General features: G+C 43.4%; 11 protein-coding genes. 1 reads left to right on the forward strand and 10 read right to left on the reverse strand.

What is annotated here, in order from left to right:
* Positions 1-16 precede the first annotated feature (16 nt).
* From BW980_RS06450 to galB, 8 genes are all read right to left on the reverse strand, one after another.
* On the reverse strand, positions 17-1288 hold the full coding sequence (locus tag BW980_RS06450; protein ID WP_245799980.1) for a family 16 glycosylhydrolase: 1272 nt from the start codon (positions 1286-1288) through the stop codon (positions 17-19).
* 60 nt (positions 1289-1348) lie between these two features.
* A complete protein-coding gene (locus tag BW980_RS06455; protein WP_076454113.1) occupies positions 1349-3157 on the reverse strand; it encodes an alkaline phosphatase D family protein in 1809 nt (602 codons plus the stop codon).
* A 25-nt stretch (positions 3158-3182) separates the two neighbouring features.
* Positions 3183-4805 carry a sulfatase-like hydrolase/transferase gene (locus BW980_RS06460; RefSeq protein ID WP_175609864.1) on the reverse strand — a complete coding sequence of 541 codons (1623 nt, stop codon included), beginning with the start codon at positions 4803-4805 and terminating at the stop codon, positions 3183-3185.
* Positions 4806-4842: 37 nt separating this feature from the next.
* Positions 4843-6411, reverse strand: coding sequence for a sulfatase family protein (locus tag BW980_RS06465; RefSeq protein ID WP_076454114.1), 1569 nt, complete (start codon positions 6409-6411; stop codon positions 4843-4845).
* 4 nt (positions 6412-6415) lie between these two features.
* The gene (locus BW980_RS06470; RefSeq protein WP_076454115.1) at positions 6416-7804 is read right to left on the reverse strand and encodes a glycoside hydrolase family 28 protein; all 1389 of its coding nucleotides are present in this window, start codon (positions 7802-7804) and stop codon (positions 6416-6418) included.
* 1 nt (position 7805) lies between these two features.
* On the reverse strand, positions 7806-9209 hold the full coding sequence (locus BW980_RS06475; RefSeq protein WP_076454116.1) for a glycoside hydrolase family 28 protein: 1404 nt from the start codon (positions 9207-9209) through the stop codon (positions 7806-7808).
* Positions 9206-10504, reverse strand: a complete 1299-nt coding sequence (locus tag BW980_RS06480; protein ID WP_076454117.1) for a sulfatase-like hydrolase/transferase — start codon at positions 10502-10504, stop codon at positions 9206-9208. Before BW980_RS06480 ends, BW980_RS06475 begins: the two co-directional genes overlap by 4 nt.
* A 70-nt stretch (positions 10505-10574) precedes the next feature.
* The gene (gene galB, locus BW980_RS06485) at positions 10575-13052 is read right to left on the reverse strand and encodes a beta-galactosidase GalB (protein ID WP_076454118.1); all 2478 of its coding nucleotides are present in this window, start codon (positions 13050-13052) and stop codon (positions 10575-10577) included.
* Positions 13053-13415: 363 nt separating this feature from the next.
* Between galB and BW980_RS06490 the strand changes: the two genes are divergently transcribed.
* Entirely contained in the window at positions 13416-14972 is a 1557-nt protein-coding gene (locus BW980_RS06490) for an alpha-L-fucosidase (protein WP_076454119.1), read from the forward strand.
* Positions 14973-15179: 207 nt separating this feature from the next.
* On the opposite strand, the gene BW980_RS06495 is transcribed toward BW980_RS06490, so the two are convergent.
* Both BW980_RS06495 and BW980_RS06500 read right to left on the reverse strand, forming a co-directional pair.
* Positions 15180-16697, reverse strand: coding sequence for a sulfatase family protein (locus BW980_RS06495; protein WP_076454120.1), 1518 nt, complete (start codon positions 16695-16697; stop codon positions 15180-15182).
* Positions 16698-16863: 166 nt separating this feature from the next.
* Positions 16864-21030, reverse strand: coding sequence for a two-component regulator propeller domain-containing protein (locus BW980_RS06500; protein WP_245799981.1), 4167 nt, complete (start codon positions 21028-21030; stop codon positions 16864-16866).
* Positions 21031-21459: the final 429 nt, after the last annotated feature.

Genomic DNA, 21459 nt, shown 5'->3' on the forward strand with positions numbered 1-21459 from the left:
GAACAAGCTAGGGGCTTTATTTGGTCAAATGGATATAGACCGTACTTTCGTCAAGGCTACTTTTTTTATTCCCTTTTAGCGGGCGTATATGGGCCGAGAGCCTATAAGGGGAGCCGATCGGTAATTTTTGATCCAATAGCAAGGTGTACTCGAGGTTGGCATACCCGGCATAGGCCGTGAGAACCGCTTCCTCTATTTTTTTTCCTTCGTTGTCAAAGAGTATAAGTGCTATTTCGCGGTCTTCGTTCGCTTGATATGATAGGGGGATTTCTAGGGATTTTGACCGTTTGTGTTCTATGGTCGCACTAGGAAACGTTACGTTTTCATGATATAGTTTTAGGGTCGGGTCTTTTTCTACTTCGGAATTAGGGTCGTTTACATCGACCAATCGGTAGGCCCTGACCCAATCGTAATAAACTATGTTTTTGGTCGGGTCCGCTAGCTCTTCGGCATTAGGAAGTTCGATCCAGGGAAAAGGATAGGTTTCGTTTACCAGACGCATGTACATAGGCTGGTCAAAAGGTTTCTTCTTTACCTTGTCATAGAATTTTTGGTGTTTCGGTGGCCTGTTGTTATAGTAATAGCTAGCGGTGCTTTCATCGCGCCACCATCCTCCATAAACATTAAAGTCTTCTGAGGTAAGCTTGGCGTCTTCGAACTTTACTTGCGGTGCCCTGTGGTCATGTTTTTTTCCGTTACAATCGGTATACCAAAAATGGGCATTGGAATGCATGCCACTGGCAAAATAACTTCCACTGAAATCGCCTTCGCGTCCGATAGATTCATGAATGTCCCATTCCAAACCATAGCGGTCACAATCGTTAGGCCCTTTGAAATTATTGGAGCTGGAAAACCAAAAGGTAGTAGACATCGTTGTGGCCGCGGCTTTGACGCGACATTCGTAATACCCGAATTTCGTTGCTTTTTTTGATACTACTGCGGCACCGGCTATGTTAAAGGTAATGTCTTTGCCGTAGGCATGTACAACAGTATCTTTTTCTAATTTTTTTCCTTCCATTTTTAAAAATCCGTCTCCTACCGAAACCTGTGATGACATAAAAAGACCAGGGGCCCTGCCGATCCAGGTCGGGTGGTGGTCAAGCCATTTGGTAGTGTCGAGTTCGGTACCGTTGAACTCATCGGAAAAGTCGGGGTTTAACACCCATCGCTTGCCCATAGGTGGTTGGGGGGGACCCAGGCGTGTTTCTTGGTTATCGTAGTTGGGGGGCTCTTGCGGGAATACTATGCTGTGTGATAGTAATGCGATTAGAAAAAAACGTCTGATCATTATTAAAGCTTTGTTATTTGGAAAATGTTTTATTCGATTGTAAGTGTTACTATGATCATTCTATAGGGTAACCTTTACTTCTTTTTTATTTTTCTTTTTGGCTTCGATATCGAAAAGGCGTTTCATCTTTTCGCCTTCACCAATTTCGATGGTGTAGCGACCAGGATACATGACCGTTGGTTTATAGGTCGTTCCTTTTATTCTTAAGGAGGAAATCACTTCACTTGTATAATAGTCCTTGACCGTGATTACCTGGTCTGGTATCGATATTTTTAGGGTGGGGAGATAGTAACCGTCCTTAATCAAAAAATTATCGGTCTGGTCGAAGGTTATCGGCCAATCATTATAGGGTTTGCTATCTTTTGCAAACATGTCTACGTTTCTGGGCCAACATTCGTAGGTGATTTTCCGTGTGGTTTTGTTAAATCGGATAATACCGTAGCCTGAGGCCCTGCCATTAAGCAGGTTTTCCGTAGGGGTGTTGTCTTTGTGTGTCGGGTTGGCTATCGCATGTACCGTAATTTTGTTGTGGAAGCCGTCTAGGTATTCGCCTGTATAATCAGAGGCGCCAGGTTTCTGGTTTTTTCCAGGGTGGTCGGGTTTCCACCAGCGTAACCAGAAGTTTGATGAGGCGGGTACGGCAAAAGAGTATCCGGCGTTGTTCCAGTCTTCTATGCCATGCTGAACTACGGAACCCAAATGTTGGTCGCCGGCAATCATACAGGAAAAACTTTTTCGAATGACGCTTAAGGCCCTATTTCTTCCTGCTTGAGGCCAACCATTTGAGTCTACACTATAGCGCTGTTTTTTTTCAAGGGTAGGGGTGTGCGTAGTGACATTGGCAAATATAGTCTGAGAGAGTACAGCCTTCATTTCGGCATCTTTCCAGTCCGTGGTCCAGTCTTCTAAAAAGTCAAGTTGTCTTTGTCCTAAAAGGGTCGCTCCGGGCACATTCATTTCCCGAGTATCTTTAAACCCTCTTCTCTTGAGTATACGATCTGGACCGGATTTAAATTTTCGATCTTCAATAATGGCAAAACTGATGCCGCCCCATTTTAAATCGGTATAGTACACCCCAATGCCTTGCTCTATTGGCGTTGGGTCATAAGGGTCGGGTAAGTGTGCTGTCTGAGCTCTTTCTACTTCTTTTATATAAGCAACGGGCATATAATAGCCCCCTTCGGTACCATCCCTACTATTAATTTTTTTGCCGCCATTGCCCCAAAAATTTCCTTGTCCGATATCGTGGTCATCGGGTATGGTAATCGTAGGGGTATTTCTAATGATATCGCCGAAAACTTCCCCGAATTTCAGCCAATAGCTGTAATGTTGACTGTGGTCGTATACTTGATCTCCGGCAAAGAAAAGTAAATCGGGTTTTAACCTTTCCAAATTTGAAATAATATCATCAGCAGGGCCTTGTCCTCCGTGTCTTTCGTAAATCGACCAACATGAAAATGCGGCCATGATGACTTCATCTTTGTTAATCGGGTTCTGTTGAATGATACCCTTGTAGAAGGATTTGTTGTTATAGGCGATCCTGTATTCCTTTTCTTGGGTATCGTCCCAATTTTCTATACGAAATAGGGCGGTATACCCAGGATATTCAATCCATGATTTTTGAACAGTTTTCCACCCATCGGCTTCACGAATCTGAAGTTCGGCGGAAAAGGGCTCATAATCTTTTATAGGATAAAATTGGGCCGTAAGCTTTAAGGTATTTTCATGAACGGTATAGAGTGCAAAACAAATTTTGCCTTTTTTCGAGCGAATGTTTTTTGACGAGGTCTCGGGCGTCTTTTGTGCCTGTATACCAATCGATAGAAACACAAATTGGCTAAAAATAAATAGATGTAATAGGTTTTTCATTATCAGTGGCCTGTTTTCAATGAGGTTAACGGTTCAATTGGGCTTTGAGCGGGGCTACGGTCCCAATTCCATTTCGTGGGGCATCGTGCTCCGTTTCATGAAGGTCGTATTGGGGAATGATCTGCAATAGTTCATCGCGTTCTTCCCTATGGGCTTGAGATACTTTGCCCCAATCGGTGATTTTTGGAAAACTGATGAGATCTTCGGGCGTTTGGCTCACATCGTACCAAATATCGTTTCCGTCCTTTAGAACAAGATTACCTCTTACGATCTGGGTTTCTTTATGGTATCCGTAAATCCAATTTCTATGCGTTTTTTTATCGGTAGTTAAAAACGGAAGCAAGCTTTCTCCGTTAATTTCGTAGCTGTCGGGTATTTCAACCTCGGCAATGTCGGCAATGGTAGGAAGCATATCTGAGATATTTACCAACACATCTTGCAAGCCTTTCTTGGTCATATTCATACCGGGGGCATAGATGATCAAGGGTATATGCGTTCCTTTTTGTGAAATAGGGGTCGATTTTCCATAACCGCTCGTACCGTTGTCGGCGCAGAAAATGAAAATGGTGTTGTTTTCGATACCTAGCTCCTTGAGTTTGTTCATGTATAGCCAAACTTGATAATCGAGATAGTTGATGTGATGGTGGATACCGCTGTCGGTAACCGTACCATGGGTGTTGTATATTCCCTTATCTCCGGTAATATGGGGTTCGATACGGGAGTATTTGGTGCCGTTCCAGCTAATCTTAGGGGTTCCGGGCCATTTGTTTCCAGAATTAGGATGAAGAAAGTCCCATGCGTCATGTCCCAAGTGGCTGGTGTGGTAAACAAAGAAAGGTTCGCCTTCCTTTTGTTTTCTTTCCATGAACTCAAAGATAAAATCGAGTTCTACATCGGGGCCAAAGGTGTTCAGGCCAAATTCTTTTTTTGCCTTTTTAGTGTTCGGCCACCAAACCAGTTTTTTATTGGTGCCCGGATGGTTCATGAGCTGTACGTGGGGTTTCCAATACCATCCCGATTGCACATAGCTTTTTTTATGGATTTCACGATCGGTATCGGCGTTAAAGATTTTCTTCCTTCCATTTATTTTTCGGGTCTCTAAGCGAAAATCGGTAGTGGGTATGGCCTGGTTGTACGAACCCTCCCCAGGGGTAAAACAGCCTTCGTCAAAAGCAAAACCTTCTATGTTCATTTGGGTTTTTCCCGCCCAAAAAGTGGCATACCCGCCCGCTTTGGCCACATTTGCAATAGAGTGGGGGGAACTGTCGTATAAGTTCCAAGAGCCCCTGCCATCGGGTGCCTTGCCCTTATCCTTGTTATGCCACCATTTGTGTAAGTGGGCATATCTACCGGTCATCATCATGGCCCTACTTGGGCCGCATACCGTGGCTGCCCAAGCGGTTTTTATATAACAGCCTTCTTCGGCCAGTTGGTTTAATACCGGGGTTTTGGCGCGGTATTGAACATCGGAGGTGTTACCCCCTTTCGGAGGACTCCAAACCGTAGAACCGTAAATGGGAAGTTCCCGAGCGCTAATATCATCGGCATACAAAAGGATGATATTCGGTTTTTCTTGGGCCATTGCATTCAAGGAAATGATGACGCTTCCTAGTAAGGCCCATAGGGTTTTATGGTTTGTGATTTTCATTGTTCTGGTTTTGAAATGGTTTTTCATATGACTGAATTCAATAATATTCCCAAAATCCGTATTTCTCTCCCTCAATATTTTCCTTGGTATCACCCAATTCTTTGGCTTTCTCTTTCATTTCCTTACGCATGGTCTTCACCTGATCGGCGTATTCGGGAAAGAAGGAAAGGTCGTAGACTTCCCAAGGGTCGTTTTTTATATTGAACAATTGGGTAACCCGTGAACCCTTTATAGTTTCACCGTTTTTCTTGTCATAATTTTTGGCACGTACGTATTCGATCAGTTTGTAATCCCCTTTTCTATAGGCCCTTTGGAATTGTCTGTAGGCATGGTAGGTATAATCACGAACACTGGCCTTCTCTTTGTTGATAACGGGCAATAGGCTTTTGCCGGTGACGGAGCTTGGGATGTCGACACCGATAAAATCACAGATAGTAGGAAAGATGTCGAAGTTATAGGCCAGGGCATCCCTCTTACTACCTTTATCTTTTATGAGGTTTCCTGAAAAGACAAGAGGGATGTGAACCCCGTCTTCGTCGTAAATATTCTGTTTTCCCATCAGGCCATGGTTGCCTACCGCCAGGCCGCTATCACCGGCAAAAACGATTAGGGTATTTTCATAGGCACCACTTTCTTTTAAAGAGGCAATGACTTTGCCTATTTGGGCATCTAGATGCGTAATAATGGCATAATAATTAGAAAGTTCTTGTTTGGCAACCTCTGGTGTTCGGGGCCATACGGCCAGTTCTTCATCCCTTAAGAACATATGGCCGTTGTCAAAAGGATGTTGTGCCATATAGGAAGGGGGGAGTACGATGTCTTCAACCGGGTACATGTCTTTATATTTTTGTGGTGCCTGTCGTGGATCGTGGGGTGCGTGAAATGCCAGATACATAAAGAAGGGGGCTTTCTTTTTATAGCCCTTGATATAATCGGAAGCGCTTTCTGCATAGATTTCAGAGGTGTGCGGACCGTTTTTTTCCGTACCAAAGGGGCCTCTTTTCTCTTTTTTGGTTATCGGTCTTCGAACGACTTTTCCATTTTTATCATATTCCAATAGGTAGCCGTCTTCAAATTTGTAGTCGCCATCTTTTTTCCAATCCCACAAGGGCATACGAAAATGGTCGACGAGGTAAAGGCCTCTTGACATAAGCCGGTCTCCCGAATCGAAGGAGCGCGCCAAGGAAGCATTGTCTTGGTGCCATTTTCCTACGATATGGGTGTTGTAGTCATTGGCCTGTAAAGCTTCGCCTATGGTGGTATGTTCAGGAGGAATACTGTGTCCTTGTCCCTGTAGGTCGAATACGTTTCTGCCGGTCAATAGCATAGCCCTGCTAGGTACACAGGTAGCTCCGGAAAAAGCGCCCATTAAATAACCCTTGGAAAATGAAATCCCATCGGCGATCAAGGCATCTATATTAGGTGTTTTTACTTGCATTCCACCCAAGGCATGAACACCAGAAAAACGGTGGTCATCGGTATAGATAATGAGTACGTTGGGTTGGTCTTTCTTTTTTATTTTTCGCTTTTGGGCATGGGTGGGAAGGCCCACGAGTGCACTAAAAAAGACTAAAGCGTAAACGGTAAATTGATTTTTGAAGTTCATAACGTTATTCTGATAGGGTTGTATGGGTGTCCACTAAAACGTGAGACTCTCTTTTATCGGTGTCGTTTAAAGTGAACACGAGGTTGTTGGTTTGTAGATTTTCTATATGTCTTGCGTAAAGGCCATAGGCAGGCAGTACTTTGAAGAAGCTGAACTCAGGGTAGCGGGTTTCGTCTTCCGCAACTGTAGCCATTTTATGTTCTTCGGTTCCGCCACCGGGTAATTTCAATTCAATGTTTTCTAGGACGATTTTCCCGATTTTATGGTTGGGGGTACCTGTCAACAATATACCTGAAGGCGGATTTACCCTAGAGCTATCGAGGGCCCGTGCACTGCCTTTTACATTTTTGATGATTACATCGGTAATAGAGCCAACCTCTTGTTTTTCGGCATTGCGGTAGGTACGTAAGCGTTCGCCAAGACGAATAAAAATAGGCATATCTACTCGGTCCATCTGAATACCGTCTATGGTCACATCGTGAATATTGGCCCCATCCACACTTAAGATTTTGATGCCGCCGCCCTTAGTATCGTAAATCTGGCAGTTTTTAATATCGATGTTGTACATGGCTCCCATAGACTCCGTACCGAACTTGATCGAACCCCAGTCGCTTCTGAGCTTGCAATCGCTTACCTGTACGTTATAGGTGGGTTTCGGACTCGTAGTTTTAATGCAAATGGCATCATCGCCCGTATTGATATCGCAGTTTTTAATAATAGCATCGTAACTGGAATCTAAATCAATACCATCATTGTTCTTGTGGGCATGGCTGTAAATAGATACGTTCTCGACCAATATGTCATTCGATTGGTAGAAGTGGCATGTCCATGCGGCCGGTTGGCGTAAGTGCACATCTTGTACCTTAATCTGGAAAGAATTAACAAAGCGCAGAAGAAAGGGGCGGTTTGAACCAAAACCTTCCGTTTGGCTAAGGTTCAGTTCCTTAATTTTAGCCTTTATATTTTTTGCAAGGAAGGCTTCCCCGTTTCCGTCGATAGTCCCTTTTCCCGTTATGGCAATGTTTGTGGCATTTTTTGCGCCGATAAGGCAATTGCCCCGTTTTTGTCCCGTAGCATCGGTAAACGTATCGATGCTACGGTAATCTAAGGGATTGGAGCTTCCTATCAGTTGGGCATCTTCGGCAATATGAAGCGTAACCTTGTCTTTCAGTAGCAGCGTTCCCGAAACATAATCTCCTTTCTCAAGAATTACCGTACCGCCTCCCTCTTCGTTACAAGCGTCAATGGCACGCTGTATAGCCTCGGTATTTACGGTTTTTCCATTGGCAATGGCCCCAAAGTCGGCAACCTTGTAGACGTCTGGTTTAGAGCTGCAACTGACAAAGAGCATACAGGCTATCAATAGACTTGTAAAGAGTAACTTATCGTTCATTTTAGTTGTTTTGAATTTGGTTTTTTCGGAGCTTTTTTTTGTTGAGGTATACCCTGTTTACTTCCCCGTTTTCAACATTCTTCAAGACAATGGGGGCTCTTTGGTCTTCGTTTATCGTCTTAATGCTGAAATTGTCAACGACCAAGCCGTTAATGTGGCGAGCGTAAAGTCCCGAAGCGGGCAGGGTGCCGACCAAGCTGAATTCAGGCCACCAGCCCTTAAGTACCTCTTGGGTGTATTCCTTGATATCTGTTTTTTGGGCATCCTCCGTCGTTCCTCCGCCGGATACCGTGAATTGAACATCTGAAATGGTAATATCTTCTATACGATGTTCTGGAAACCCGGTTAAAAAGAAGGCTGAGTTTTTATCAAGCTTGGAGTTGTCTACCACAATATTACTAAAGCTAAAGTTGTGCATGCTTTTTAGCGGCTCTAATTGGCCTTCCGGTGTATCAACGGAGGCACGTTGCTGGGTGAAGGTCATAAAAATGGGGCGTGGGACATTTTCCATCACTAGGTTACTGAAGACCATATGCTTCATTTCGCCACCTTCACATTGCTGGATTTTGAGTCCCGAATCCTGAATGTCCTTAAAAGTACAATTGGTTACCGTAACCGATTCGATGTTTCCCCGAGATAGGAGTCCGATGCGCATTCCTCCCCATTTGGTGCTAAAATGGCAATTGCTGACCGTAATGTTTTTACAAGGTTTATCAGGTCTTGAGGCCTGCAGGCAGATGCTATCATCACTATTGTCAAAATTGCTGTTGCTTACGCGAACGTTCGTGCATCCGTCAAAATCGAGTCCGTCTCCGTTATTGTTCACTCGACTGATGATAGTGATACCGCTTACCGAAATATTATCGCAGTAGAGCCAAGCCGAGGTCCAGGCTGCGGGGTTGATCAAGGTAATGTCGTTCAAATGGATGTTTTTCACATGAACAAACCGGATCATCATAGGTCTGCCGCCCTTTTTTTTGGTGAAGTTCTTTTGATGTCCGTTCCCGTCAATCGTACCGTAACCCTCAATGGCAATAGAGCGTGCGTCTTTGGCAAAGATTAAGCAACGGTCCATGTGCGGTTCGTTCTTGTACATGTTTTTATGGGTGTCTGTGGCGTAATCGTCGTAATTCGGACTCCCAAGGAGTGTGGCTCCATTCTCAATGCGAAGGGTAACAAAATCCTTTAAGTAAATCGTACCCGTGACCACTGTTTTGCCGGCCGGAATCAAAACTCGGCCTCCTCCATTTTTGGTACAAGCATCAATAGCATCTTGAACCGCTTTGGTGTCTACCGTCACTCCATCTGCCTTAGCTCCATAGTCAAGCACATTAAAATCTGTAGCGGTGACCTGTAAACATAGAAAGCTAAAGAAAACAAGAAAGAAGAATTGTGTTGGTTTCATTTAAAATAGTGGTTGTATGTTTTTTTTAAATCGATTTTATCGCCGGTTTTCTCTTGCCAGTCTACAAGTTCGTCTAAAAGGGTAGAAATGGTTTTTTCCGAAGCCTCGCTACCAGTTAAATTTTTGGTTTCCCAAGGATCGGTTGCTAAATCATAGAGTTCAAGATCTCCCGATTTTGGATAAAGAATGAGTTTTTTGTCTTTGGAAATAATTCCCCTTTGATCATCGAACATAGCTAAATATAAGGAAGACCTAGTCCTTTTGTTTTTTTCGATGATGGGGAGAAGGCTTTTAAAAGAAACTGTTTTTGGTTTTTTAATGTCTAAAAGATCGAGCAGGGTAGGGGTAATGTCTTGTAAGTATACACGTTGATGTAATTTCTTTCCCTGTGCTAAGCCAGGCGCTTTTATAATAAGCGGGGCCGTAACACTCGGTTCATAAAGGCATACTTTACCTGCTACGCCATTTTCGCCAAAGTTAATACCATGGTCTGACATGAATATGATAATCGTTTTGTCATACGTACCAGATGCTTTTAATGCCATAAGAATATCGCCGATACGCTCGTCCATATGGCTTACCATGGCATTATTCTGTTGAACCCGCGATCTCATGGTCTTTTTTCGGAGCGGGGCAGAGGTGTAGTTATAGACAATATTTTTGTTCAGGGGCCCCTCAATAACACTTGGAGGCAGTTTTATTTTGTCCGTGGGATATAAGTCGTAATATCGCTGATCGGTTTGTCGGGGAACATGGGGCGCATTAAAGGCAACGTAAAGAAAAAAGGGCTTTTCATTATCATAGTCTTGAATAAATCTAATAGCTTCTTTCGCCGTAATATCGGTCACATGTCCTTCTTGGGTGTAATACGTTTTTAATTGGCCAGGTTGAATCGTCCCCAAACTGTCGAATAATTGTGTCGGTTTTTTGCCCCAAGCATGCCATTTTCCGGTCATATAGGTGGTATACCCATTTTCTTTTAAAAGTTCAGGGAGCGCTTTGGGGGCGTTTTGGGGCGTAATCTTTTCCGAATCCCATAAATATTTGCCATAGAACAACATGGTTCTACTAGGGACACAGACAGCGGGAGACCAACAGCCCATGTTATAAGCAGAAGTGAACGAAACCCCTTCATGTACCAATTGATCGATATTGGGTGTATTTATCGCAGAATTTCCAAAGGCACCAACGGTTTGATTGCTTTGATCGTCAGATTCTATGAATAAAATATTATACTGTGCCCGAAGAGGAGCGCTGATAATGAGGATAAAAACAAAAATCGATAAGGGTTTCATTGGGCTTTAATGTAAAATGGCTTATTTGCTCAAAGTTTTAAGGGGAGGCTTATGTTGCTTCCCCATGTATTTATTTTGTTCGTATCGTTGTTTTTGCACTATCCAATAAGCTTGAGGTCGCCTTGATGGTAATATTTCCTGCTATTTTAGAGGATTTTACGATCAACAAACATTTTCCGTTGAAAGCCTTGATCTTAGTGTCTTGAAAAGACTCTAAAGAGGCTGGGTTTCCGTTGCCTACGGCAACAAGACTTCCAGCACCTTCAACGCTAAAGTGCACTTGGTTATCGGCTAGTGGTACAAGGTTGCCATCGGCATCCGTAATATCGACCTCGATAAAGGAAAGGTCTTTTCCGTCTGCCGTTATTTCCTTACGGTCTGGTGTTAGGCGGATGTTTGATGCCTTTTTAGCGGTTTTGATGATTTTTTCAGTGACTGCTTTTCCGTCTTTATAACCAATTACTTTTAAGCTTCCGGGTTGGTAAGGGACATTCCAGCTTAATCTGTATTTAGAAGTGTACATCCCTTTTTCGAATCCACGGAATTCTGCCGGGATATCGGTAGTGTCAACCCCTTTTACTTTTCTTCCCATTGATTTTCCGTTAACGATCAGTTCTACTTCATCGCAGTTGGTATAGGCAAATACGGGAATTTCTTGACCTTCCTTTCCTTCCCAATTCCAATGTGGCAATACGTGAACCATAGGTTCTTTTGTCCATTGACTTTGATAGAGGTAGTATCGGTCTTTTGGAAATCCACATAAATCAACAGGAGCGAAGAATGAGGCATGTACGGGCCAATCGGCGTTCCAATAACCATCCGTAGAATTGTCACGGCCGCCATAAGGAGTGGGTTCACCAAGATAATCGAATCCCGTCCACATAAATTCGCCTAAAAAAGAAGGGTTTTCGGCCTGTACGTCAAATTCAACATCTGGAGGATAGGCCCAAGGTGGTCCTACCGTTACATCGTAACTCGATACTTGATGGGTTTCTTTTTGATGTTCATGGGTAATGGGCAAATGATAGGTGCCCCGGCTACTGGTCTGTGATGAGGTTTCGGAACCATAGAGGATCATATCGGGATTTTCCTTTATAGTAGCGGCATAATCATAAGGTTTGTAGTTTAGGCCAACGATGTCTATCTGATAGGCCAATTTGTTTTTAAAAGCCCCACCGTAGTTATTGAAACCGGCCGTGGTAGGTCGGGTATGGTCTTCATCGTGGCAAATGTCGTTCAGCATTTTGGCGACTTTCCAACCGTCTTTTTCGCGTTGCTCTATGATCTCGTTACCAATACTCCACATAATTATGGACGGATGGTTGCGATCTCTTTTGATCATATCCCGCAAATCGCGTTCATGCCATTCGTCAAAGAATTTGTTGTAACCGTTTATGACTTTTGGTATTTTCCATTCGTCAAAGGCTTCATCTATGACTACAATGCCTAGTTTATCGCAAACCTCGAGCATTTCGGGGGAAGGAGGGTTGTGACTGGTTCGTAAGGCATTTACCCCCATACTTTGCATAATTTGCATTTGGCGTTCGGTAGCCCTGTAGTTTACTGCGGCTCCCAATGGACCTAGGTCATGGTGCATGCATACCCCGTTAAGCTCTACAGGCTTTTCGTTAAGGAAGAATCCTTTTTTTGCATCGAAGGAAATGGTACGGATACCTAGGGTACTGTGGTATTCGTCTATTAAGGTGTTGCCTTTTTTGATCTGGGTCACTACCTCGTACAGATACGGATGTTCAATATCCCATCGGCTAGGGGAGTTTACTGTAATTTCTTCTATAACGACTTGCTCGGAAGATTTATCAAGTTTGATTTTTTGGCTGTTCGAGGCTACTTCCTTTTTATGGGCATCTAGAATTGTAGAGGTCATGGTCACCGTTGCTTTTTTGTCAACGGCATTCTTGACGGTCGTTTCTATTTTTACGATGGCCTTTTGATCGGAAACCTCGGGCGTGGTAATGTAGGTGCCCCACTGGGGAACATGAACGGGGCTGTTTATTTTTAGATAGGTATTTCGGTAGATACCTGCTCCGGAGTACCAGCGGGAAGCCAAATCTTCGGGGGCGACCCGAATGGAGATTACGTTTTCTTCCCCGAATTTGATATAGGGCGTTAAATCGACTTCAAACCCCATATAACCAAAAGGGCGTTCACTTACGAAGGTTCCATTGATATAGACCCTGCTATTGTTCATAATACCATCGAAAGCAACCGCTATCTGCTGACCGGCGTATTTTTTGTCGATGGTAAAATGTTTGCGGTACCAGGCGGTACCGTGTACGGGCAAGCCTCCCGTACGAGCGTTATATTTTTTGTCGAACGGACCTTCAATGGCCCAATCATGAGGTAGGTCTAGTTGCCGCCAAGAGGCATCGTTGAACGAACTTTTTTCGGCTCCGGCGGGATCTCCCTTTTGAAAACGCCAATCCTTATTGAAAGATACGTCGCCATAAGCGGCCTCGGTATTCAGTTGGGCGAATGAAAAAGAGAGCTGAAGTAAAAGGACAAAAAGAAAACTGTTTCGTAACATCATTTTTACGTTAATATTTGTTGTGGTGAAATTCTAAAATAATTATTTGGGCAAAGAACACGTACAACCGAAAAAATAGAACAGATGGTTTTTTTTCCGATTACCGGCCCTAAGCGGTTCAAATTCGTCTCAATTAGAGTAGGTATGCCGAGCGTATGGGGAAAACACCGCTGTCAATTTATTGTCAAGTTTTAGACGGCATGGGAAGCCTTGGTTCTAGTAGGGATATCGGCAATAAGGCTTTTAAAATGTCCATTTGTTGTAGCCTTTAAAACATTCGTGGCGCGGCAATCGTCGATAAAAATAGAATTTAGCCGACGTAAACATGACGGTAAAAAATAGCATCGTCAATAACAACCCTTACTTATGAATTTAAAACACTTAGCGGCAATGTCTGTCGCTATTGTCTGTATTGCTTCTTGTGGTAGTTCAGATAAAAAGAATGAGAAGAATACAGCTCAGTTGAGCGCTGCGGATACGGCTAAAGTGTTTCAACCGAATTGGGAGTCTATCAAAAAAAATTATAAAGACCCTAAATGGTTCAGTGACGATAAATTTGGGATTTTTATCCATTGGGGCGCCTATTCGGTACCCGCTTTTGGTTCGGAATGGTATCCTAGACAGATGTATATGGATACCGCAACCTTTTCCGCAACCTTGAAACCCGGTAAGAAAGGACCCAATGCAACCTATACGCATCATAAAAAGACCTGGGGAGACCAGAAGGAGTTTGGTTACAAAGATTTTATTCCCATGTTCAAGGCCGAAAAATTCGATGCCAAGGAATGGATCGAGCTTTTTAAACGGTCGGGAGCCCGTTATGTGGTGCCAGTGGCGGATCACCACGATGGTTTTGCCATGTACAAATCGAATACGACCCGTTGGAATTCTTACGACATGGGCCCTAAAAGGGACGTCTTGGGCGAACTGTTCAAAGAGGGTAGGGCACAAGGCTTAAAGATGGGCGCATCGTCGCACTTTGCTTTTAACTGGTCTTTTTACAATAAGAAAGACAAGTTCGATACGGTCGACCCCGAGTACGCCGATCTATATTCGAGCAAAGGGAAAGACCTTAAGGAACCGGTTTCCGAAAAGTTTAAAGAACGTTGGTGGAAGCGAACCATTGACTTGGTAGACAACTATCAACCCGATATTCTTTATTTTGATTTCTATGTAGATATTGAAGATTTTGCCGATTTACGACCTAAGTTGGCCGCTTACTACTATAACAAGGGTATTGAATGGGGTAAGGAGGTTTTGATCAACGATAAAAACTTCGGACATGAGGCTTTTCCGGAAGGTACCGTAATCTATGACCTTGAAAGGGGGAAACTTCCGGGTATTCGTAAGTTGCCTTGGCAGACCGATACTTCAATAGGTAAAAATTCATGGTCGCACGTTACCAATTGGATTTCAAAAACCCCGAACCAGATTATCGATGATTTAGTAGACATTGTTTCTAAAAATGGAAACCTATTGCTGAACGTAGGCCCGAAATCAGATGGAACCATTCCTGAAGACCAAAAGGAAATCTTGTTGCAGATCGGCGATTGGCTTGCCGTTAACGGTGATGCCATATACGATACCCGATACTGGAAAACCTTTGGAGAAGGCCCTACAGAGGTTAAGAAGGGACATCATTCCGAAGGAAAGAACAAGGGGTTTACAGGACAAGACATTCGATTTACCCAAAAGGGAGATAAGCTCTATGCCATTATGTTGGCTTGGCCGAAGGACGGTAAAATTGATATAGCTTCCCTAGGGAGTGCCAATGCATACGCCGAAGGTTTAGATATCAAGGGTGTAAGACTGTTGGGGAGCGAAGCTAAAATAGATTTTGAGCAAACCAAGGAAGCGCTTACGATTAAGGATTTAGGAGGGAAATCGGGTGAATACGCCCATGTGTTAGAGATTTCGATTTAAGGTAAAGCTCTTTTAAAAGATTGTTTTTTTTGTGTTAGTTTTAAGTGCATCGATGTTTCATGGTCGATGCACTTTTTGTTTATAACACCATAGGTTTACAGGGGATTATGCTATCTGTGATAAGGTCTTGGTACAAGCATAAAAAGTCCGGCCTGTTCATAAATCAATGAACAGGCCGGACTTTTAAGAAACTATGTCAAGCGTAGTTTACTTCTTTTCTTGGTAGTTGTGAAGCACCTTGCTTATGTCTAATGAATCGCCCATATCCTTTTGAAGTTGTATTAACTCGGCGAATAGGGTTTCAACCTTTTCCTTGTAATCGGGGTTGGAGGCCAAGTCGTTCATTTCCTGTGGGTCGGTATTAAGATCGTATAGCAATACCACATCCATTTTCGGATAAACGATCAGTTTGTACCCATCTTTACGTATCATTCGCTGTAAGTCGATATAGCCATTGTAGATGGCATCATAGAAACTTTCTTTACGATTCCCGTTTACGAGGTCTATAACACTGTTAAAGAATACATATTCGGGCTTTTCAACGCCGGCCAGTTCTAAACTTGTAGCCATGGCATCCTGCAAGTAGATATCGGCATCTATTTTTTTGTTTTCGGGTATTTTCGGGCCAACGATCATAAAGGGGGCGCGTATGCTATGGTCAAATTGGCTTTGCTTTCCTATAAGACCGTGTTTTCCCATGGCCAGTCCGTGATCGGCCGTAAAGATGATATAGGTATTGTCCATTTTTCCCGTTTTCTCCAATCCGTCCATAATCTGGCCGATTTGAAAATCAAGATGGGAAATCAGGGCGTAGTACTCTTGGGTATGTTTTTTTATGGCGTATTCCGTTCTGGGGAAAGGTGCCAAGGCCTCATCCCTGAGACTTGGGCCGTTGCCCATTCCATCTTTGTAAGGGTAGAGGGGGAGGAAGCTTTTAGGAAGGCTGATGTTCTCTATAGGATATAGGTCAACGAACTCTTGTGGGGCTTGTCTTGGATCGTGCGGGGCGTTAAAAGCCAAGTACATAAAGAAAGGTTTCTCGCTTGTTTTGGTCTGCTCGATAAAACCAAGGGCATCGTCTTTTAAGACTTCGCTCCAGTGTTTGCCACCTTGCCAGAAACCACCGAACTTTTTATCGGTCGGGTTCCATGTGGTATCGTTCTCGTTCTGGGGCCTGTTATAGCCCACGGGCATAATATCTTCAGGTTTTTTTCCCGATTCCTTGAGTGTTTTGAACTTGGCGCCTATATTTTCCTTGGCCCATGCATCTCCGGGCATTCCGGGGCGTACGTGAACTACATTCTGGAAAACCTTTTGGGCCTTGGCATCAACATGCCATTTTCCGGTCATATAGGTGTCGTATCCCGCACCTTCCATGAGTTTTCCCCAGGTTTTGTCGAATTCTTTACCTTCGCTCCAATTGTGTCGAAACTCGCTGACTTCCCAAAGTTTACGCCCTGAAATGATCATGGCTCTTGAAGCGGCACAGATAGCGCCGTTCCATCCTCCCATGTTAAAGGCATGGGTAAAGGTGGTGCCTTTTTGTACTAATTTATCTAGGTTTGGGGTTTGGATTTCTTTATTGCCCAAGGCGTTGATGGCCGAATAGGTCATATCATCGGCAAAGATGAAAACTACATTGGGTTTTGGACTAGGAACTTCTTTTTTTTCGGTTTTGCATGAAAAGAGCAGTACCGAGATAAGGGCAAGCGTTAATTTTTTCAAAGGATTAAATTTTAGGGTAATTGGTTTGTACTCTGGTTAAAAATGGTGTTGTAAATCTAATGAATCGAAATAGATATTATTCCGTTCGGGACTTTTCTTTAAGTGGTATCCATAGACCGCTATTTGATTTTATGTTAGATTATGGCCTTGTCATGCCAAGATGTGTTTATTCGGTGTTGGCAGATTCTTTCTTCTTGCTGATTTGCTTTACGTATTCGCTGGGTACCACCCCGAACTGTTTTTTAAAACATTTTGAAAAGTACGATGCCGTACTGAAGCCGGTTTTGTACATGATTTCCTTTACCGAAAAGTTGCTTTGGTTGAAGAGTTGTACGGCACGTTTCAAGCGCACACTTCTAATGAATTCACTCGACGATAGGCCAGTGAGTTCTTTAAACTTCAGATAGAGCGTACTTCGGCTCAAGCCCATTTCCTTTACCAACATTTCTACGTTGAAATCGGTATTCATCATGTGTTTCTCGACAATGGCTATAGCCTGGATCAAAAACTTCTCGTCCATGGAGGTGACGACCACTTCGCTCGGTTGTACGGTGATTTTCCTATTGAAACGTTTTCTCAAGGTCTCCCTTCGCTTGATAATATTCGAAAGTTTAAGTTTCAAAAGTTCAAAGTCAAACGGTTTTCGCAAATATTCGTCCACACCCAGTTCAAGACTCTGTAATTCGCTTTCTTGTGAAGACTTAGCGGTAAGGATGATGATGGGGATATGGCTCGTTTCGGGCTGGCTTTTTAAGATGCGGGAGAATTCGATACCGTCCATTACCGGCATAACAATATCGCAAATGACAATGTTCGGCATAACTTTTTTGGCTACTTCAAGTCCCTTTTTACCGTTTTCAGCCTTATAGACGGTGTAGGTCTTGCCCAATACCTTACTGATAAAGGTGCGAATATCGGGGTTGTCGTCAACGACCAAAAGAACGGGCAGTTTAGACCTTGTCTTCGACATACCTTCGTCTATAAGGTCATCGTTCAGGCCGATAGCGAAGGATTCGGTTTCGGAAGACCTTACCAAAAAGTCGTTGTCCGATACATCCTTACAGCTGATTTCGTCGATATCGGTATAGGCTTCTTTGTCTTTTGGCAGGTAGACAACAAATTTGGTGCCTTTTTCGGGCTTGCTATACACTTCTATCTTACCTTGATGGAGCTCTACCAAGTTTTTGGTAAACGACAGTCCTATACCTATACCTTCCGGGTTGATTTTTAGGTTCTTTTCATTTTCCTTTACCGAATTGAAGCGTTCGAATATTTTTGACATTTTATCCTTGGGTATGCCTATTCCCGAATCTTTGACTTTGATTACTACTTTGTTCTTTCCTTTAATGACTTCCTCCGAAATCTTAATCTTTATTTGACCTCCGGCCTCGGTAAATTTGAAGGCGTTGGAAACCAGGTTGTTCATGATTTTTTCAAGGGCCTCATGGTCGAACCAGGTTACCAAAGAAGGGGAATCGGTATCTATTTCAAAATCTATGGATTGTTTATGGGCCATAAATTGAAAAGGTTCGGCTACCTCGCGGATGAAGGTTATGATGTCGCTATTTCGCATTACCAATCTCATTTTACCCTGGGTGATCTTTCTAAAGTCGAGTAGTTGGGTGACCAGGCGCAGCAGATAATTCGTGTTTTTTTGCATTAGGGCGAGTTGCTCCTTTAACGATGTTTGGTCAAGGCTCGATAGGTTGTTCTGAACGTACTCCAATGGCCCCTTGATCAAGGTTAAGGGGGTTCTGAACTCATGCGAGATGTTGGTAAAGAACTCCAGTTTCATTCGTTGTAATTCGGCAGACCTTTCGCGTTCGACCGATTCGAGTTCCAATTGGTGTTTTTCCGAGGTTCTGATGAAGGTATAGCGCCAGAATAGCCAGAGTAGACCTAAGACCAACAGGCCATAGAACACGTATGCGATATTGGTGCGCCACCAGGGGGGGATGATGCGGATATGGATCTTAGTAGGGTTTTGGTTCCAGACCCCATCGTTGTTCGAGGCTTTTACCTTAAAGGTGTAATCACCCGGCTTAAGGTTGGTGTAGGTGGCGTATCTTTTCTTGGCGTCGGTTTGGGTCCAGCCTTGATCAAAGCCTTCTAGCATATAGGCAAATTGATTCTTGGAGGGAGCGGCGTAATGAAGGGCGGCAAACTCAAAGGAAAAGTTATTGTTACTATATTTTAATTGAAGTTCAGAGGTTTTGCTGATGTTTTTGTTGAGAATGATCTTGCCGTTTATTTTTTCGCCAATTCCTACGGATCGGTTCGAAATCAAAAGGTCGGTAATCACGGCTCTTGCGGGATATTTATTTTCTTGGATTTCATCGGGATAGAAGGCGTTGAAACCGTTCACGCCTCCGAAAAGCATTTCGCCGTCGGCCCTTTTTAAGCAAGCAAGTTCCTGAAATTCATTGTCTTGGAGTCCGTCACTTGAATTGTAGTTTTTAAAGGTTTCCTTCTCGGGGTCAAAACGCGAAAGGCCTTTGTTGGTAGAAAGCCACAGGTTTTGTTCGCCATCTTCCAAAATGCCTTTGATCACATTGTTCGGAAGGCCGTTTTGTGAGGTATAGTGTTTAAAGGTTGGCGGTTGTTCGTCGGTACCCGGTATCAGTTTGTTCAGGCCTCCTCCGAAAGTGCCTATCCATATGGTGCCTGAGCTACTTTCGTACAAAGAAAGGCCGTAGTTGTGGCTTATGGAGTTGGGGTCGTTGGGGTTGTTCTTGAATACAGTGAACTTGGGCCGCTTTTTGTAACGTTCCTTGGCCGATAACATGGTAAGGCCGTCTCCTGTGGCGAACCAGATGTTGCCCTTTTGGTCTTCGAGTATACATCGTATAATATTGCTGGGAATGGAATGGGGTTTTCCAGGGTAATAGCTGAACGACTGTTTTTTGAACTGCCCTATGGTATCTGATTTTATCCAACGATGAACCCCTGAATTATAGGTGCCGATCCAGATATTTTCATTGGAATCCACCAAAAGGCTAAATACACCATTATTCAAGTTTGTGCCGGTCAAATCTTCCGTAGATACCTTGTTCGGATCGGAAATGTCTAAAAAATAGAGGCCTGGAAACCCTTCTGACCCGATTAGAAGGGTTTTTTTGTTTCCCACCTTGGTCTCTTCAAGGGCAAATATTTTAGATATGGAACCGAAATGTTTAAAGTTATTGTAGGAACCGCTATCGTTTTCCTTTTTCAACATATTAAGTCCGCCACCTTCGGTGCCGACCCAAAGGGTGCCGTTACTGTCTTCGAACATGGCCCGGATCTTATCGTAGCTTAAGCTCTGCGGGGCGGAGGTATTCCTCACATGTTGGAATTGTTTTCTTTCGGGGTCATATGTATTGATGCCGCCTCCATTTACACCGATCCAAATAATACCCGTATCATCTATAAAGAGCGATCGGACGATGTTCTTGCTCAAGCTGGTCGGGTCTTTGGGGTCGTATCTAAAACGTTTTAAAAAAACGGGCAGCCTATCATCGGTAAAATTCTCGAAATAATAGAGGCCATTGTCGGAGCCGGCCCAAATGTGATTGTCTTTGTCCAATAAAATATTGTTGAAATGCCCTTGTCTAAACCGTTTGAAAGGTTTTTCCGGGTTTTTGGTCTGGTAATAGAGTCCTCTTCCCGTAGCCATAAAAAGGCGTCCAGTGGCGTCTTCCGTTATACTTTTGACATTGGTTTGGGGGAGGCCGATTTCGGTAGTGACGTTAACAAAAAAGTCATTGCCTTTTCCGTCTTTTTTCAGCCGGTGTAGGCCCGCTTTTCCACCGACGTATAGACTACCCTTTGTGTCTTCGTAAATAATGCTTACAAACGAACCGTCAAATTTGGCCATGGTAGCCGAAACCTGTGAATTAAAATGATCAAAGCTTACCTTGTCGCCCGTTGTATTGAGGTCTAATTTGTCAAGACCGTTTTTGGTGCCTACCCATAAGCGTTGTTTGCTATCGATAAAAACATCGGTGATGTGATTGCTCGATATGCTTGTAGGATCATTGGGGTCATTTATGTATTGTGTGAATTTCCCGGTAGTGACATTAAAGAAATTGAGACCGTTGCCCGTGGTGCCGATCCAAAGATTTCCCTCTTTATCGGCAACGATATCAAAAATCAGGTTACTGTTTATGTTATCGGGGTGTTTGTCATCGAGATTGTATACTGTAAACTCATAGCCGTCATATTTGTTGAGGCCGTCATGGGTACCAAACCACATGAAACCATACTTATCTTGATATATGGCGTTGACATCACTTTGTGAGAGGCCGCCTTCCGTAGAAATATGTTGAAATGAAATTTGGTTTTGCCCTGCCACCCTCGTTAGTGAGCCAAGACAAACAAGGACGAGAAACCCATATAAACTTATTCTTTTCGGTACTACAAACATCATTTAGTAAGATGAATTAAAGGTTATGGTCTGTCTAATGATCAATGGTTAATCGTTCTTTTTTACTCGTATGGACTCGTTTTTATGGCCCTATAAAGTGGTTAAGATCGCTTTACCATAGATCATCCAAGTTTGTTAATACAAGGTAAGGTAAAACTAATATTTGAAATGGAGTAAATGGTTTTGATAATGGAACATATGATTAATCGAGCGGCTTTTTAAGCCTACAGGCTCTCTATTAAGATGCTTGTACCTTATAGGTTTTGCTAACATAATATTAACGTTTTGGCCTTGTTCGAGCCTTACTTCCCTTAATCCGTTATAGTGCTTTGTTTGGGGGCTCTTATACCGAATATC

This window comes from Zobellia uliginosa, assembly GCF_900156625.1.
Classification (GTDB): Bacteria; Bacteroidota; Bacteroidia; order Flavobacteriales; family Flavobacteriaceae; genus Zobellia; species Zobellia uliginosa.

Coding starts and splice junctions, on each gene's coding strand:
- BW980_RS06470 (WP_076454115.1), bottom strand. CDS start 7,804: ATGAACGATAAGTTACTCTTTACAAGTCTATTGATAGCCTGTATGCTC.
- BW980_RS06450 (WP_245799980.1), bottom strand. CDS start 1,288: ATGATCAGACGTTTTTTTCTAATCGCATTACTATCACACAGCATAGTA.
- BW980_RS06460 (WP_175609864.1), bottom strand. CDS start 4,805: ATGAAAATCACAAACCATAAAACCCTATGGGCCTTACTAGGAAGCGTC.
- galB (WP_076454118.1), bottom strand. CDS start 13,052: ATGATGTTACGAAACAGTTTTCTTTTTGTCCTTTTACTTCAGCTCTCT.
- BW980_RS06480 (WP_076454117.1), bottom strand. CDS start 10,504: ATGAAACCCTTATCGATTTTTGTTTTTATCCTCATTATCAGCGCTCCT.
- BW980_RS06465 (WP_076454114.1), bottom strand. CDS start 6,411: ATGAACTTCAAAAATCAATTTACCGTTTACGCTTTAGTCTTTTTTAGT.
- BW980_RS06475 (WP_076454116.1), bottom strand. CDS start 9,209: ATGAAACCAACACAATTCTTCTTTCTTGTTTTCTTTAGCTTTCTATGT.
- BW980_RS06490 (WP_076454119.1), top strand. CDS start 13,416: ATGAATTTAAAACACTTAGCGGCAATGTCTGTCGCTATTGTCTGTATT.
- BW980_RS06455 (WP_076454113.1), bottom strand. CDS start 3,157: ATGAAAAACCTATTACATCTATTTATTTTTAGCCAATTTGTGTTTCTA.